The organism is Streptomyces sp. NPDC059582, from assembly GCF_042735715.1.
Lineage (GTDB): Bacteria > Actinomycetota > Actinomycetes > Streptomycetales > Streptomycetaceae > Streptomyces.
The window spans coordinates 39,040-56,183 of record NZ_JBHWCC010000059.1 but is presented as its reverse complement, the minus strand read 5'-3'; the positions used below and the strand labels follow the sequence as shown (position 1 = coordinate 56,183).

The window sequence follows — 17,144 nt, the reverse complement described above, 5'->3', positions numbered from 1 at the left end:
CCTCCGCACGGAGGAGGCGCCCCTCTACGTATCGCGTGTCTTTCGGTCCGCCGAATCGGTCCGCCGAATCGGTCCGCCGACTCAGTCCTCCGACGAATCCTCGTCGTCCGTGCTCGGCTTCGGCGGCTTCGGCGGCCGGGTCCGCTCGCTGGGGTTGTCCCGCAGATAGGAGCCCGGCGACCCGCCGTCGCCGCCCTCCGTGGCATGTCCGCCGGGTGCTCCGGGCGGCCCGCCGCCGTCCCGGCGCCGCAGATACCGCTCGAACTCCCGGGCGATCGCCTCGCCCGACGCCTCCGGCAGCTCCGCGGTGTCCCGGGCCTCCTCCAGCGTCTGCACGTACTCGGCGACCTCGCTGTCCTCGGCGGCCAGTTGGTCCACACCGACCTGCCAGGCGCGCGCGTCCTCGGGCAGCTCGCCCAGCGGGATGCGCACGTCGATCAGGTCCTCCAGACGGTTGAGGAGGGCCAGCGTGGCCTTCGGGTTCGGCGGCTGCGACACGTAGTGCGGCACGGCCGCCCACAGGGACACCGCAGGCACACCCGCGTGCGTGCACGCCTCCTGGAGGACGCCGACGATGCCCGTGGGGCCCTCGTACTTGGTCTCCTCCAGGTCCATGCGCTGCGCCAGGTCCGGGTCGGACGTCGTCCCGCTGATCGGGACCGGACGTGTGTGCGGGGTGTCACCGAGCAGGGCGCCCAGGATCACCACCAGCTCCACGCCCAGCTCGTGGGCGAAGCCGAGCAGCTCGTTGCAGAACGAACGCCAGCGCATGGACGGTTCGATGCCTCGGACCAGCACCAGGTCGCGCGGCTTCTCGCCGCCGATCCGGACCACCGACAACCTCGTCGTCGGCCATGTGATCTTGCGGACTCCGTCGTCCAACCACACCGTGGGACGGTTCACCTGGAAGTCGTAGTAGTCCTCGGCGTCGAGCGCCGCGAACACCTCGCCCTTCCACTCCCGCTCCAGATGCGCGACCGCGGTGGAGGCGGCGTCGCCGGCATCGTTCCAGCCCTCGAACGCGGCCACCATGACCGGGTCGATCAGCTCGGGAACCCCCTCGAGCTCGATCACCCAGCGCCTCCTTCCGACGTGCCCTCGCGTACGCCCCAACCTTACGGCGTGCGGCGGGGGCGCCCGCAGCCCCCTTGCACGGGGGAGTGAACGGATCACTGCCCCGCTCACCACCCCTGAACCCCTCCGACCGGCGAGATCCGTGGTGGCCCGCCGTCGGAGTCACAGGTCATTCACAGCGTGCTGCGCAGCCACTGCTCCACGCTCGCGATGTGCACGGTCGCCCACGAGCGGGCCGCCTCCGCGTCCCGGTCGCGCAGCGCGGCCAGGATCGCCCGGTGTTCGCGCAGGGTGCGGCCGACCGCGTCCTCCTGGGTCAGCCCGCGCCAGATCCGGGCCCGGGTGGTCGGCCCGGACAGCCCGTCGAGCAGCGAACACAGCACCGAGTTGCCGGCGCCGCGCACGATGCCCCGGTGGAACTCCAGGTCGCAGGCGACGAGTTCCTCCACCGAGGGTGCCGTGCCGAGCGCCTCCAACTGGCCGGAGAGAGCGTCCAGTTGCTGCTCGCTGATGAGCGGGGCCGCCATGGCCGTGGCGGCCGGTTCCAGGATGCGGCGCACGGCGAGGAACTCCAGGACCGTGTCGTCGCGGTGGAAGTCGACGACGAAGCTCATCGCCTCCAGGAGCAGTTGCGGTGCCAGGCTCGTCACGTACGTGCCGTCGCCCTGCCGTACGTCCAGGATCCGGATCAGCGACAGGGCTCGTACGGCCTCTCGCAGCGAATTGCGCGACAACCCCAGGTCGGAGGCGAGTTCGCTCTCCTTCGGCAGCCGGTCACCCGGGCGCAGCGCGCCGGAGACGATCATGCCCTTGATCTTCTCGATCGCCTCGTCGGTGACTGCCATGGAGGGTCTCCTGTCGCTCAGACATCCGATGTCTCGGCACATTATGGAGGCCCGACCGGACCAGTGCGGCCAAGACGTCGATCACGCCACAGCGGCAGGCCGTCGCGCGCCGCACCGGCGGCCCGCCGAGCACATCGCACCGGCGGCCCGCCGCTCAGGCCGGTTCCTCCCGCGCCGGCAGCCGCAGCGCCTCCAGCGCGACGACCGCGCCTCGCTCGATGCCCGCCGCGACGGCCTCACGGTGCGGGTCGTCTCCGCCGGTGGCCCGCTCGTCGACGAGTTCGTCGGCGTTCACCCCGTCGTCGGCGTTCACCCCGTCGTCGATGAGCACACCGTCGGCGACCAGCCCGCGCAGCGAGGCCGTCACGAACAGCGCGGACAGCTCCATCTCGATGGCCGCGAGGCCCGCGCCGTCGTAGGAGAAGAGCGGGATCAGGCCCGGCTGGAACGCGGCCCGCGTCCACACGATGCCCCGGTGGTGCGCGACCCCGGCCCGACGGGCGGCCTGCTGGAGCGCGAGCACCGCCTCCGGCGCCGACACCGCCGGATACTCCGGCGGCAGCAACTGGTGGGTCACCCCGTCGTCGCGTACGGCCGCCTCGGCGATGACGAGGTCGCCGTCCCCGATCCCGGGCCGCATCGCGCCCGCCGTGCCGAACCGCAGGAACGTGCGCACGCCCGCGTCCGCGAGCTCCCGGAACAGCAGGATCGCCCCCGGCGCGCCCACCCCGTGCGAGGCCACGGCGACCGGCAGGCCCTGCCAACTGCCGCTGAACACCCGGTACTCGCGGTGGTGGGACACCTCCTCGGCGCCGTCGAGCAGCGCGGCGACGGCCCCGGCGCGCGCCGGGTCGCCGATCACCAGCGCGTGCGCCGGAAGTCCGGTGCGGGGAACGCGGGTGACGGGCAGCGGATCCTGGGGCATGGGGCGACTCCGGTGGTGCGGGTACGGCGGCGACCGCGGCGGCCCGGCGTCAGGCGGGGAGCGCACCGACGACCGTACGCAGCGCGGGGTGCGCCGTGGCGATCGGCTCCCCTGCCGAGACCGTCGCCGCGGCCGACTCGAACCGGGCCGGTGGACCTCGCTCGGCCGCGCCGACCGTGCCCGTACCGCCGGCGAATGCGGCAGCACGCCCCGGCGCCGCGAGCGCGGACAGCGTCCGCAACCGTGCCGAAGGGCGGCTCCACCGCGGTGGAGCCGCCCTTCGCGTGACACCGGCCCGGTCGGGGAGAGGCCGGTGGCAGGCCTACTTCTTGTCGAGCACGTCCTGGACCTTCGCGCGGATCTCGTCCGTGGCCAGGCCGCGGATCGTCAGCGTCGTACGACGGCGCAGCACGTCGTCCTGCGTCTCGGCCCACTCGTTGTCCCGGGCGTAGACGACCTGCGCCCAGATCTCCGGCGCGTTCGGGTGGACGCGCTCGCCCAGCTCCGGGTCCTCGTTCGCCAGCCGGGCGATGTCGAAGGCCAGCGAACCGTAGTGCGTGGCCAGGTGCCTGGCCGTGTCCGCCGCCATACGCGGGCCCGGCGCCGGACGGTCGATGAGCAGCCGGTGCGCGACCGCGCGCGGGTTGGCGACACCCGGCAGCGGCAGCTTCTTCGGCAGTGAGGAGATCGGCTCGAAGTCGTCGCCGAGCGGGTGGCCGGGCAGCGCCTCCAGCTTCTGCATCACCGTACGGCCGATGTGGCGGAAGGTGGTCCACTTGCCGCCCGCGACGGACAGCATGCCGCCCTTGCCCTCGGTCACCACCGTCTCGCGCTTGGCCTTGGCGGTGTCGCCGGGACCGCCCGGCAGCACGCGCAGACCCGCGAAGGCGTACGTGATGAGGTCACGGTCGAGCTGCTGGTCGCGGATGGAGAACGCGGCCTCGTCGAGTATCTGGGCCGTGTCCTTGTCGGTGACCGCCACGTCCGCCGGGTCGCCCTCGTACTCCTCGTCGGTGGTGCCGAGCAGCAGCATGTCCTCCCAGGGGAGGGCGAAGGTGATGCGGTACTTGTCGATGGGGGTCGCCAGCGCGGCCTTCCACGGCGCGGTCCGCTTCAGGACCAGGTGGGCCCCCTTCGACAGCCGGATCGACGGCGCGGCGTTCGGGTCCTCCATCCGGCGCAGGTGGTCCACCCACGGACCGGTCGCGTTGAGCACCAGGCGGGCGTCGACGCCGAACTCGTCGCCGGAGAGACGGTCGCGCAGCTCGGCGCCCGTCACCCGGCCCCTGGTGAAGCGCAGCCCGGTGACCTCGGCGTGGTTGAGGACGACGGCGCCCGACTCGACGGCCGCGCGGACCGTCATCAGCGCCATCCGGGCGTCGTTCATCTGGTCGTCGCCGTACACGGCGACGGCCTTGAGGTTGTCGGTGCGCAGCTCGGGCACGTCCTGCGCGGCCTTGGCCGGGCTGAGCAGGTGGCCCACGCCGTCACCGAACGCGGAGAGCGCGGAGTAGGCGAACACGCCCGCCCCGAGCTTCGCGGCGCCGTGCGGCCCGCCCTTGTACACGGGGAGGTAGAACGTGAGCGGGTTCGCCAGGTGGGGGGCCACCTGGCGGGAGACCGCACGGCGCTCGAAGTGGTTCTCCGCCACCAGCCTCACCGCGCCGGTCTGGAGGTAGCGCAGACCGCCGTGGAGCAGCTTGGAGGAGGCGGAGGAGGTGGCCCCGGCGAAGTCGCCGGAGTCGACCAGAGCCACCCGCAGACCGGACTGCGCGGCGTGCCAGGCGGTGGAGATGCCCAGGATGCCGCCGCCGATCACGAGAAGGTCGTACGACGCCTTGGAGAGCTGCTCCCGGGTCTCGGCGCGGCTCGGGTTGGAACCGGAAGCCGGGCGCTTCCCCAGGGCAGGCACGGACTGCAGGGTGGGCTGACTGGTCATGTGGGGTTCTTACTCCTCGTCAGTCTTCGTCCTCGAGCCAGCCCATGGTCCGCTCGACGGCCTTGAGCCAGCTCTTGTACTCACGGTCGCGGGTGTCCGCGTCCATGCGGGGGGTCCACTCGGCGGCCCGGCGCCAGTTGGCACGCAGGTCGTCGGTGTTGGTCCAGAAGCCGACGGCGAGACCGGCGGCGTAGGCGGCGCCGAGGCAGGTGGTCTCGGCGACCATCGGGCGCACCACGGGGGCGTCCAGGAAGTCGGAGAGGGTCTGCATCAGCAGGTTGTTGGAGGTCATGCCACCGTCGACCTTGAGGGCCGTGAGCTCGACGCCGGAGTCCTTGGTCATGGCGTCGGTGATCTCACGGGTCTGCCAGGCCGTGGCCTCCAGGACGGCGCGCGCGAGGTGCGCCTTGGTGACGTAACGGGTCAGGCCGGCGATCACACCGCGGGCGTCGGAGCGCCAGTAGGGGGCGAACAGGCCGGAGAAGGCCGGCACGAAGTAGGCGCCGCCGTTGTCCTCGACCGAGAGCGCGAGCGTCTCGATCTCGGCGGCGGTGGAGATCAGACCCATCTGGTCGCGCATCCACTGCACCAGCGAACCGGTGACGGCGATCGAGCCCTCGAGGGCGTAGACCGGCTTCTGGTCGCCGATGCGGTAGCCGACGGTGGTCAGCAGCCCCGAGTACGAGTTGATGATCTTCTCGCCGGTGTTCATCAGCATGAACGTGCCGGTGCCGTACGTGGACTTGGCCTCGCCCTCGGAGAAGCAGGTCTGGCCGAACAGCGCCGCCTGCTGGTCGCCGAGCGCGGACGCGACCGGGATGCCGCCGAGCAGGTCGCCCAGCTTGCCGCCGGTGACCTCGCCGTAGACCTCGGCGGAGGAACGGATCTCGGGCAGCATCGACAGCGGGACGCCGATGGATTCGGCGATCTTCGCGTCCCACTCCAGCGTGTGGAGGTTCATCAGCATGGTGCGGGAGGCGTTGGTGACGTCGGTGACGTGGTGGCCGCCGTTGACGCCGCCGGTCAGGTTCCAGATGACCCAGCTGTCCATGGTGCCGAAGAGGATGTCGCCCGCCTCGGCGCGCTCGCGCAGGCCCTCGACGTTGTCGAGCAGCCAGCGGGCCTTGGGGCCGGCGAAGTAGGAGGCGAGGGGCAGACCGGTCTCGCGGCGGAAGCGGTCCTGTCCGACGTTGCGGCCGAGCTCCCGGCAGAGCGCGTCGGTGCGGGTGTCCTGCCAGACGATGGCGTTGTGGACGGGCTCACCGGTGTTCTTGTCCCAGAGCAGCGTGGTCTCGCGCTGGTTGGTGATGCCGATGGCCTTGATGTCGTCGCGGGTGATGCCGGCCTTCGCGATGGCTCCGGCGACGACCTCCTCGACGTTGGTCCAGATCTCGGTGGCGTTGTGCTCGACCCAGCCCGGCTTCGGGAAGATCTGCTCGTGCTCCTTCTGGTCGACGGAGACGATCCGGCCGTCCCGGTCGAAGACGATGCAGCGGCTGGAGGTGGTGCCCTGGTCGATGGCGGCGATGAAGGGGCCGGCGGTGTGCGCGTCGGTCACTGTGTGCTCCTGAAGGTCCGTGGGTGTGTGGCTGTACGTACGGCGCGTGCGGTGAGACTCGGTGCTGTTGCTCTTGGGTCGCGGGTCGTTCGCGTGGTGCAAGAGGGGGAAGCGGGGTGTCTCAGGCGAAGGCGACGTTGTATATGCCGGCCGCTATCGCGCCGCCGGCCAGCGGGCCGACCACCGGTATCCAGGCGTAGCGCCAGTCGGAGCCGCCCTTGTTGGGCAGGGGCAGGAGGGCGTGCACGATGCGCGGGCCGAGGTCACGGGCCGGGTTGATCGCGTAGCCGGTCGGGCCGCCGAGGGACAGACCGATCGCGACGACGACGAGCGCGGTGATCAGGGCGCCCAGCACGCCGAGGCCGTTGCCGGCGTCGTTCAGGCCCTGGGTGAGCACGGCGAGGACCAGCACGACGGTGCCGATGATCTCGGTGGCCAGGTTCTGCCACACCACCCGGATCTCCGGACCGGTGGAGAACACGCCCAGGACCGGGCCGGCGGCCTGCTCCTGTGCCTCGACGGACTTCACCTTGGCGGTCTGCCCCTTGGTGACCGGCTGCACGGCCGCGTCGCCGACGATCTCCCGGTCGGTCAGGTGCGCCTGGAACTGGCCGTAGTAGACGACCCAGACCAGAGTCGCGCCGATCATGGCGCCGAGGAGCTGGCCGCCCATGTAGGCCGGAACGTTGTTCCAGCCGCCGTCCTTGATCGCGAGCGCGAGCGTGACCGCCGGGTTGAGGTGGGCACCGGACAGCGGTCCGGAGGTGTAGACCGCCGTCAGCACGGCGAAGCCCCACCCGAAGGCGATGGCGAGCCAGCCGGCGTTGCGAGCCTTGGAGGCCTTCAGCGTGACGGCGGCACAGACGCCGCCGCCGAGCAGGATGAGTATGGCGGTACCGATGGTCTCGCCGATGAAGATGTCGGAGCTGGACACCCGCGACTCCTTTGTCCTTCGTCCAGGGAAGCCGAAATCCCGGGTCCCTCCGGGAGATCGAGCGCTCTCAGGGGTGAGAGCGATTCCGGCCCTTGGCGTGCTCACACTCTAGCGCGTAATGCCGTTAGGTGTTCGACAATGCCGACCGATGGACGGGAGTCTTGCTCCGGCGTCACGGATGCGTCAAGGGTTCTGTTATCGAAAGCGCGATCGTTATTGATTGCCGTGGGCTATCGATCCCGTTCCCCGCCCCGTGCGACCGGAATCCTGGCGCCGTGTGCACCGAGCGACGTCCGACCTATTGCATTCGACCCGTTATGTGCCCATCAGGGTACGGCTGAGACCGGAACGCACCCGGCGTTCCGGTCTGTTCGTGTGTCGTGCGGCCGCGCCGGCTCAGAACCGCCCGGCGCCCAGGTCCCGCGACACCGCTCGGGCGCAGTCGCGCACCGCCGCGATCAGCTCGGGGCGCAGCTCCCCGTCCCGGCCCAGCCGCTCCACCGCGCCGGTGATGCCGACCGCGCCGACCGGCATCCGCCGCCGGTCGTGGATGGGTGCCGCGATGGACGCCACGCCCTCCCAGGTTTCCTCGACGTCGGCCGCGTACCCCCGCGCGCGCGTCATGTCGAGGATCTGTTCGAAGTCCGCGGCCTCGCACACCGTGCGGTCCGTGAACGTCCTGCGGTCGGCCTCCAGGGCCTCGCTGTGCGCCACGGGGTCGTACGCCGACAGCACCTTGCCCAGCGCCGTCGAGTGCAGCGGCTGCATGGCCCCGATCTCCAGGACCTGCCGGCTGTCGTCGGGCCGGAAGACGTGGTGCACGATCAGCACGCCCCGCTGGTGCAGAACACCCAGATGGACGCTCTCCCCGCTGGAACGGGCCAGGTCGTCCGTCCACACCAGGGCCCGCGCCCGCAGCTCGTGCACGTCGAGATACGTGGTGCCCAGCCGCAACAGTTCGGCGCCCAGCTGATAGCGACCGGAGGCGTCGTCCTGCTCCACGAATCCCTCCTGCTGGAGGGTGCGCAGGATGCCGTGCGCGGTGCCCTTGGCGAGGCCCAGGGACGAGGAGATGTCCGACAGGCCCAGCCGCCGTTCACCGCCCGCCAGCAACCGCAGCATCGCGGCCGCCCGTTCGAGCGACTGGATGTTCCGTGCCATCGCCGTCCTGCCTCCGTCCCCTTGACCGACCACGCGCGGTCTCTCCTGCCGACGTTCGGCATTGCCGAACACTACCGGTCCGTGTCGACGTCCCGCCAATGGTTCGTCCGTACCTGTCACGTCACTCGCCTGCGCGGAGTGCCCCGGACGACATCCTCGTCCGCCTCGTGGACGCCCCGACCATAAGCCCCCGGTCCCGGATACCCTGACGTGGTGCGGCCGCCTCGGGAAGCTCTCCGAGCGCATCCCTGGGTGGCGCAAAGCCGACAGCCGTCGCATCTAAGGGAGCCCCTTCATGGCCTCTGTGCCGCCGACCCCTTCCGCCGACAGCCGGACCCGCGTGTCCGCGCTCCGAGAGGCCCTCGCCACCCGTGTGGTGGTGGCGGACGGTGCCATGGGCACCATGCTCCAGGCCCAGGAGCCCACACTCGACGACTTCCAGGACCTCGAAGGATGCAACGAGGTCCTGAACGTCACCCGCCCCGACATCGTCCGTTCGGTCCACGAGGCGTACTTCTCCGTGGGAGTGGACTGCGTCGAGACGAACACCTTCGGCGCCAACCACGCGGCGATGGCGGAGTACGACATCGCCGACCGCGTGCACGAGCTGTCCGAGGCCGGTGCCCGGATCGCCCGCCAGACCGCCGACGACTTCGCCGCGCGCGACGGACGGCAGCGCTGGGTCCTCGGCTCCATCGGCCCCGGCACCAAACTGCCGACCCTCGGCCACGTCCCCTATCCCACGATCCGCGACGGCTTCCAGGTCAACGCCGAGGGCCTGCTGGCCGGCGGTGCCGACGCGCTGATCGTCGAGACGACCCAGGACCTCCTCCAGACCAAGGCCTCCGTCCTCGGCGCCCGCCGCGCCATGGAGGCCACCGGAGTCGAGGTCCCGCTGCTCGTCTCGATGGCCTTCGAGACCACCGGCACGATGCTGCTCGGCTCGGAGATCGGCGCCGCGCTGACCGCGCTGGAGCCGCTCGGCATCGACATGATCGGCCTGAACTGCTCGACCGGCCCGGCCGAGATGAGCGAGCACCTGCGCTACCTCACCCGCCACTCCCGCATCCCCCTGCTGTGCATGCCGAACGCGGGCCTGCCGATCCTCACCAAGGACGGCGCCCACTTCCCGCTCGACGCCGAGGGCCTCGCCGACGCCCAGGAGAACTTCGTCCTCGACTACGGCCTCTCCCTGGTCGGTGGCTGCTGCGGCACCACCCCGGAGCACCTGCGGCAGGTCGTGGAGCGCGTACGTGAGCTCAGCCCGACCGAACGCCACCCGCGCCCGGAGCCGGGTGCGGCCTCCCTCTACCAGAGCGTCCCGTTCCGCCAGGACACGGCGTACCTGGCGATCGGTGAGCGGACGAACGCCAACGGTTCGAAGAAGTTCCGTGAGGCGATGCTGGAGGGCCGCTGGGACGACTGCGTGGAGATGGCGCGGGATCAGATCCGTGAGGGCGCGCACATGCTCGACCTCTGTGTGGACTATGTCGGCCGGGACGGTGCGGCGGACATGGCGGAGCTGGCGGGTCGGTTCGCGACGGCGTCGACGCTGCCGATCGTGCTGGACTCCACCGAGCTGGAGGTGATCCGGGCCGGGCTGGAGAAGCTGGGCGGCCGCGCGGTGATCAACTCGGTGAACTACGAGGACGGCGACGGCGCCGAGTCGCGGTTCGCGCGGGTGACGGCGCTGGCGCGGGAGCACGGTGCGGCGCTGATCGCGTTGACGATCGACGAGGAGGGCCAGGCCCGTACCCCGGAGAAGAAGGTGGAGATCGCCGAGCGGCTGATCGACGACCTGACCGGCAACTGGGGCATCCACGAGTCGGACATCCTGGTCGACACGCTGACGTTCACGATCTGCACGGGTCAGGAGGAGTCGCGTGGGGACGGGATCGCGACGATCGAGGCAATCCGCGAGCTCAAGCGCCGCCATCCGGACGTGCAGACCACGCTCGGCCTGTCGAACATCTCCTTCGGCCTGAACCCGGCCGCGCGGATCCTGCTGAACTCCGTCTTCCTGGACGAGTGCGTGAAGGCGGGACTGGACTCGGCGATCGTGCACGCCTCGAAGATCCTGCCGATCGCGCGGTTCGACGAGGAGCAGGTGACCACGGCTCTGGACCTGATCTACGACCGGCGGCGGGAGGGCTACGACCCGCTGCAGAAGCTGATGGCGCTGTTCGAGGGCGCCACGACCAAGTCGTTGAAGGCCGGCCGGGCGGAGGAGCTGGCGGCCCTGCCGCTGGACGAGCGGCTCAAGCGGCGGATCATCGACGGTGAGCGCAACGGTCTGGAGGCCGACCTCGATCTCGCGCTGGCCGAACGTCCGGCGCTGGAGATCGTGAACGCGACGTTGCTCGACGGCATGAAGGTCGTGGGGGAACTGTTCGGCTCCGGCCAGATGCAGCTGCCGTTCGTCCTGCAGTCCGCGGAGGTCATGAAGACCGCGGTCGCCTACCTCGAACCCCACATGGAGAAGTCGGACGCGGAGGGCAAGGGCACGATCGTGCTGGCCACCGTGCGTGGGGATGTGCACGACATCGGCAAGAACCTGGTCGACATCATCCTGTCGAACAACGGCTACAACGTGGTCAATCTCGGGATCAAGCAGCCGGTGTCGGCGATCGTGGAGGCCGCGCAGGAGCACCGCGCGGACGTGATCGGGATGTCGGGTCTGCTGGTGAAGTCGACGGTGATCATGAAGGAGAACCTGGAGGAGCTCAACCAGCGTGGTCTGGCGGCGAACTTCCCGGTGATCCTCGGCGGTGCGGCGCTGACCAGGGCGTACGTGGAGCAGGACCTGCACGAGGTCTACGAGGGCGAGGTGCGCTACGCCCGGGACGCGTTCGAGGGCCTGCGGCTGATGGACGCGCTGATCGGGGTGAAGCGGGGTGTGCCGGGCGCGAAGCTGCCCGAACTCAAGCAGCGCCGGGTGCGGGCGGCGGCCGCGGTGGAGGTCGAGGACCGCCCGGAAGAGGGACACGTCCGCTCCGACGTCGCCATCGACACCCCGGTCCCCGTCCCGCCGTTCTGGGACACCCGCGTCATCAAGGGCATCCAGCTCAAGGAGTACGCCGGCTGGCTCGACGAAGGCGCGCTGTTCAAGGGGCAGTGGGGTCTGAAGCAGGCTCGCACCGGCGAGGGACCGACGTACGAGGAGCTCGTCGAGTCCGAGGGCCGGCCGCGGCTGCGCGGGCTGCTCGACAGGCTCCAGACCGACAACCTGCTCGAAGCCGCGGTGGTCTACGGCTACTTCCCGTGCGTGTCCAAGGACGACGACCTGATCATCCTGGACGATCGCGGCAACGAGCGCACCCGGTTCACGTTCCCGCGTCAGCGCCGAGGCCGACGCCTGTGCCTGGCGGACTTCTTCCGCCCCGAGGAGTCGGGAGAGCGGGACGTCGTCGGCCTCCAGGTCGTCACCGTCGGCTCCAGGATCGGCGAGGAGACCGCGAAGCTGTTCGCGGCGGACGCCTACCGCGACTACCTCGAACTGCACGGGCTGTCCGTGCAGCTGGCCGAGGCGCTCGCCGAGTACTGGCACGCGCGGGTGCGGTCCGAGCTGGGCTTCGCCGGTGAGGACCCGGCCGAGATGGAGGACATGTTCGCCCTGAAGTACCGGGGCGCCCGCTTCTCGCTCGGCTACGGCGCCTGCCCGAACCTGGAGGACCGCGCCAAGATCGCCGACCTGCTCGGGCCCGAACGCATCGGCGTCCACCTCTCCGAGGAGTTCCAGCTCCACCCCGAGCAGTCCACCGACGCCATCGTCATCCACCACCCGGAGGCCAAGTACTTCAACGCACGGTGACGTGGGACCGCGACGTGACGCACGGTGGCGGCACCCCGCGTCACCTTGTGACGCGTACCCGCCACGCATGGTGGCGCGGGACGGCGACGCCCGGTGACCCGTCCCCGCGACGCGCCGTGAGACATACGCCGCAGCGCGCGCTGATCTGATAAGTCGTAGACTGGTCGGTCCACTCCAGGCCGGTTCCCCGCGCGGGAACCGGCCTGGTCGTCCCTTCAAGGAGGTACGTGGATGACCAGCACGGTCCCCGCACTCGGAACCCGAACGGCCGAAGGGTCAGCCCTTCAGGCGGTGCTCCTCGACATGGACGGCACCCTGGTGGACACCGAGGGTTTCTGGTGGGACGTCGAGGTCGAGGTCTTCGGCGGCCTCGGCCACGTCCTCGACGACTCCTGGCGCCATGTCGTGGTCGGCGGTCCGATGACCCGCAGCGCGGGCTTCCTCATCGAGGCCACCGGCGCCGACATCACCCTCGCCGAGCTCACGGTCCTGCTGAACGCCGGGTTCGAGGCCCGCATCGCGCGCACCCTGCCGCTGATGCCGGGAGCCGCCCGGCTCCTCGCCGAGCTGGCCGAGTACGACATCCCCACCGCCCTGGTGTCCGCCTCCCACCGGCGCATCATCGACCGCGTCCTCACCTCGCTCGGCCCCCAGCACTTCGCCCTGAGCATCGCCGGCGACGAGGTGACGCGCACCAAGCCCTACCCCGACCCGTATCTGCTCGCCGCCGCCGGACTCGGGGTGGATCCCACCCGATGCGCGGTCGTCGAGGACACCGCGACCGGTGTCGCCGCGGCCGAGGCGGCGGGCTGCCATGTCGTGGTGGTGCCGTCGTTGGCCCCCATCGCCCCGGCGGCCCGGCGTACCGTGGTCGGCTCCCTCGAAGAGGTGGACCTGGCATTTCTGCGCGGACTGATGACGGAAATGCGCTAGCCGTTCACCCAGCGTGCGACGTCGTCGGACGTGAATTCCGCAGGGAGTGACCCTCTGGTGACTCCAGGGAATTGAAGCCCCCGGGGCGGCCCGAATTCCTGCCCACACCACCGCAGTTGAACGTGTGACTTTCGCCACCCCGAACGGGGTCGACAGATGGGTCGACGTATGCTGCTCACCCCATTTCGGGGGGTGTCGTCGCGTCCTTGTGTCCCGATTGATGAAACCGTGCACTAATCCTTCCGCTGTCGGGTTTTCGGTGTGTCCACGACCGGTTTCGCTGCGTGATGGCGCCTCAACTCCTCCGGCTGTGAACCCTCGTGCAGGTGCGGACTAATCTCATCGCGAGAACCTCGCCCCACCCGCCGTGATCCGCCGCGACACCCATGCATGCCGGGTACACGGACTCGAAAAAGCTGGAGAAACTCGAGCATGAACCGCAAGACTTTGGTGCTGCCGGCTGTGATCGGCCTTATCGCGCCCGTGCTCGCTGCCTGCGGCGGGTCCGACAGCGGGAGCAGCGGCGGTGACGCCATCGTCGTCGGCACCACGGACAGGTTCACGGCTACGAAGGACGCCCCGGCGCCGGTCGACCCCGCGTACGCCTACGACGTCGGTACCTGGAACGTGCTGCGCCAGACCGTGCAGACCCTGATGGTCCAGCCGAAGGGCGAGGGCGAGCCGGTCCCCGAGGCCGCCGAGAGCTGTGGCTTCACCGACAGCGGCAACGAGCGCTACGCCTGCAAGCTCCGCAGCGGTCTGAAGTTCTCCAACGGAGACGCCATCACCGCGGCCGACGTGAAGTTCTCCATCGACCGCGCCCTCGCCATCAAGGCCGACTCGGGCGTCTTCGCACTGCTGTCCACCGTCGACACCGTCGAGACGCAGGGCGACAGCGAGGTGATCTTCCACCTGAAGACCGCCGACGCCACCTTCCCGTACAAGCTGTCCACCCCGGTCGCGGGCATCGTGAACCCCGACGACTACGAGAAGGACAAGCTGCGCGACGGCTTCGCCGTGGACGGCTCCGGCCCGTACACCCTCCAGGCCGAGGTCAAGAACGACGAGATGGTCAAGGCCGTGTTCACCAAGAACCCCAACTACAAGGGGTCCTTGAAGGTGAACAACGACAAGGTCGAGATGGTCTCCTTCGCCGACCCCGAGTCCATGGGCACCGCCCTCGACAAGGGCGACGTCGACCTCGTCTCCCGAGGCCTGACGCCGGAACAGATCAAGAAGTTCACCAACGCCACCGACGGCAACGTCGACGTCGTCGAGCTGCCCGGTCTCGAGATCCGCTACCTCGCCTTCACCACCAGCGCCCCGACCGTGAAGAGCAAGGCCGTGCGCGAGGCGATGGCCCAGATCATCAACCGCAGCGAAATCGTCTCCAAGGTGTACGGCTCCCAGGCCGAGGCGCTGTACTCGCTGGTCCCGGCCAGCGTGACCGGCCACTCCAACGCCTTCTTCAACCGCTACGGCGACCCGAGCGTCACCAAGGCCCAGTCGGCGCTGTCCAAGGCCGGCATCACCACGCCCATCAAGCTCACCCTGCACTACACGACCGACCACTACGGCACGGCCACCAAGCAGGAGTTCGAGCTGATCCAGAAGCAGCTCAACGCGAGCGGCCTCTTCGACATCGACATCGAGGGCACCAAGTGGGACGCGTTCGTCCCCGCGGAGCGCAAGGGCCAGTACGACGTCTACGGCATGGGCTGGTTCCCCGACTTCCCCGACGCCGACAACTTCCTCGCGCCGTTCCTCGACAAGGACAACTTCCTCAAGTCGCCCTACGTCAACGGCCAGATCATCAACACCCTGATCCCGCAGTCGCGCCGCGAGGCCGACCGGATCACCGCCGCCGCGAGCCTGAACCAGATCCAGGACATCGTCGCCCGTGACGTCCCGCTGATCCCGCTGTGGCAGGGCAAGCAGTACGTCGCCGCCCGCGACGACGTCACGGGCACCGCGTACGCCCTGAACAGCTCCTCGACCCTGCAGCTGTGGGAGCTCGGCCGCGGCGTCAGCGGCTGACAGCCGACCCGGACACACGAGAGCGCCCCTTCCCGGATTCCCGGGAAGGGGCGCTCTCGTGTGTCCGTACGACAGGTGGCCCGGTGACGGCCCTGACGCGCCGCCACCCGCAACCACCGCGCCGCTACTGCGCGCCGGGACGCACCAGACCGCTCTCGTACGCGTACACCGCCGCCTGCACCCGGTCGCGCAGCCCCAACTTGGTCAGCACATGACCGACGTGCGTCTTGACGGTGGTCTCGCTGACGAAGAGGTCCGCCGCGATCTCGGCGTTCGACAGCCCGCGCGCCACCAGCTTCAGCACCTCGACCTCACGGTCCGTCAGGGTGTGCAGAGTGTCCGGCACCGGCTCGTCACCGGACGGCAGATGCGTGGCGTACTTGTCGAGCAGCCGCCGTGTGATGCTCGGCGCGAGCATCGCCTCACCGCCCGCCACCACCCGGATCGCCTGCACCAACTCGTTCGCGGGCGCGTCCTTCAGCAGGAACCCGCTGGCACCCGCGCGCAGCGCCTCCACCACGTACTCGTCGAGGTCGAACGTGGTCAGCACCAGCACCTTCGCCGGACCGTCCCGCCCCGGACCGGTGATCTGCCGGGTCGCCTCCACACCGTCCATCCGCGGCATGCGGATGTCCATCAGAACCACATCGGGTTGCAGGGCCCGCACCTGATCGAGCGCCTGCAGACCGTCTCCGGCCTCGCCGACCACCGCGATGTCCTGCTCGGCCTCCAGAATCATCCGGAAGCCCGTACGCAGCAGCGGCTGGTCGTCGACCAGTAGGACGCGGATGGCCACGTAAGTCTCCTTCGCTAGTCCGGCCCCATTCTGCCCTGCTCCACGACGCCGGACGCGGCCGCCCTGACCGGCAGCGGATAGGGCGGGGGAGTACCACCGAACTCCGGGCAGTGCGCCTGGTGGTCGCACCAGCCGCACAGCTTCGTGGGCCGGGGCCGCCACTCACCCGTCTCGGTGGCCAGCCGGATCGCCTCCCACAGCGCGAGCAGCTTGCGCTCGACCTGCTCCAGGTCCGCGCGGACCGGGTCGTACGTCATGACGTCACCGCTGCCGAGATAGACGAGCTGGAGCCGCCTCGGGATCACGTTCTTCAGCCGCCACACCACGAGCGCGTAGAACTTCATCTGGAACAGCGCGCCGTCGGCGTACTCCGCCCGGGGGGCCTTGCCCGTCTTGTAGTCGACGATGCGCACCTCGCCGGTGGGGGCCACGTCCACCCGGTCGATGATCCCGCGCAGCGTCAGCCCCGAGTCCAACTGGGTCTCGACGAACAACTCGCGTTCCGCGGGCTCCAGCCGCGTCGGATCCTCCAGCGTGAACCAGCGCTCGACGAGCCGCTCCGCCTCGCCCAGCCAGCGCGCCAGCCGCTCACCCTCCGGATCGTCGGCGAACAGTTCCACGACCTCCGGCCGGTTCTCCCGCAGCCGGTCCCACTGAGCCGGGACCAGGGACTTGGCCCGCGGCGCGGTCCGCTCCACGGCGGGCGCGTCGAAGAGCCGCTCCAGCACCGCGTGCACCAGCGTGCCGCGCGTCGCCGCCTCGCTCGGCTTCTCCGGCAGCCGGTCGATCACCCGGAACCGGTACAGCAGCGGGCACTGCATGAAGTCACTCGCACGTGACGGAGACAGGGACGCGGGCGGCCGGGCCCCGGCCTCCGGCCCCGTCGTGACCGTGACCGCCGGGGCCTCGGCGGGTGTACCGCCGCTCTGGGCGTCCGCGACGCCCTCCGCACTCGTCTCCATGACCACAGACCATACGGCCCACCACTGACAGTGACCCAGCCCCGGACGAGACGGACGACGACAGGGAAAACACAGGGGGTGCCGGGGCGGAACGTGTCACGGCCGCCGCATACCATCGACCCGAGACCTTCCGCCCGGCAGGAGCGGAGACGCTTCGAACGAGGGGACA

General features: G+C 70.1%; 12 protein-coding genes. 3 read left to right on the top strand and 9 right to left on the bottom strand.

What is annotated here, in order from left to right:
* Positions 1-81: 81 nt before the first annotated feature.
* The 7 genes from ACFV0T_RS35295 to ACFV0T_RS35265 form a co-directional block, all read right to left on the bottom strand.
* Positions 82-1,074, bottom strand: a complete 993-nt coding sequence (locus ACFV0T_RS35295) for a PAC2 family protein (protein ID WP_385788538.1) — start codon at positions 1,072-1,074, stop codon at positions 82-84.
* Between the two features lie 173 nt (positions 1,075-1,247).
* On the bottom strand, positions 1,248-1,919 hold the full coding sequence (locus ACFV0T_RS35290) for a FadR/GntR family transcriptional regulator (protein ID WP_385788535.1): 672 nt from the start codon (positions 1,917-1,919) through the stop codon (positions 1,248-1,250).
* 154 nt (positions 1,920-2,073) lie between these two features.
* Entirely contained in the window at positions 2,074-2,844 is a 771-nt protein-coding gene (locus ACFV0T_RS35285; RefSeq protein ID WP_385788532.1) for a nucleoside phosphorylase, read from the bottom strand.
* A gap of 322 nt (positions 2,845-3,166) precedes the next feature.
* Complete coding sequence (locus tag ACFV0T_RS35280; RefSeq protein ID WP_385788529.1) at positions 3,167-4,783, bottom strand: FAD-dependent oxidoreductase; 1,617 nt, start codon at positions 4,781-4,783, stop codon at positions 3,167-3,169.
* A gap of 19 nt (positions 4,784-4,802) precedes the next feature.
* The gene (gene glpK, locus ACFV0T_RS35275) at positions 4,803-6,341 is read right to left on the bottom strand and encodes a glycerol kinase GlpK (protein WP_385788526.1); all 1,539 of its coding nucleotides are present in this window, start codon (positions 6,339-6,341) and stop codon (positions 4,803-4,805) included.
* A 121-nt stretch (positions 6,342-6,462) separates the two neighbouring features.
* Positions 6,463-7,275, bottom strand: a complete 813-nt coding sequence (locus ACFV0T_RS35270; protein WP_385788524.1) for an MIP/aquaporin family protein — start codon at positions 7,273-7,275, stop codon at positions 6,463-6,465.
* A 396-nt stretch (positions 7,276-7,671) separates the two neighbouring features.
* Positions 7,672-8,436: an IclR family transcriptional regulator gene (locus ACFV0T_RS35265; RefSeq protein WP_385788521.1), complete on the bottom strand. Its 765-nt coding sequence runs from the start codon at positions 8,434-8,436 to the stop codon at positions 7,672-7,674.
* Between the two features lie 295 nt (positions 8,437-8,731).
* On the opposite strand from ACFV0T_RS35265, the gene metH reads away from it, so the two are divergent.
* From metH to ACFV0T_RS35250, 3 genes are all read left to right on the top strand, one after another.
* Complete coding sequence (metH, locus tag ACFV0T_RS35260) at positions 8,732-12,247, top strand: methionine synthase (protein ID WP_385788518.1); 3,516 nt, start codon at positions 8,732-8,734, stop codon at positions 12,245-12,247.
* A 231-nt stretch (positions 12,248-12,478) separates the two neighbouring features.
* On the top strand, positions 12,479-13,180 hold the full coding sequence (locus tag ACFV0T_RS35255) for an HAD family hydrolase (protein WP_385788516.1): 702 nt from the start codon (positions 12,479-12,481) through the stop codon (positions 13,178-13,180).
* Between the two features lie 432 nt (positions 13,181-13,612).
* Positions 13,613-15,217, top strand: coding sequence for an ABC transporter substrate-binding protein (locus ACFV0T_RS35250; protein WP_385788513.1), 1,605 nt, complete (start codon positions 13,613-13,615; stop codon positions 15,215-15,217).
* A 124-nt stretch (positions 15,218-15,341) separates the two neighbouring features.
* On the opposite strand, the gene ACFV0T_RS35245 is transcribed toward ACFV0T_RS35250, so the two are convergent.
* Both ACFV0T_RS35245 and ACFV0T_RS35240 read right to left on the bottom strand, forming a co-directional pair.
* Positions 15,342-16,013, bottom strand: a complete 672-nt coding sequence (locus ACFV0T_RS35245) for a response regulator transcription factor (RefSeq protein WP_016434400.1) — start codon at positions 16,011-16,013, stop codon at positions 15,342-15,344.
* Between the two features lie 14 nt (positions 16,014-16,027).
* Entirely contained in the window at positions 16,028-16,975 is a 948-nt protein-coding gene (locus ACFV0T_RS35240) for a RecB family exonuclease (RefSeq protein ID WP_385788510.1), read from the bottom strand.
* Positions 16,976-17,144: the final 169 nt, after the last annotated feature.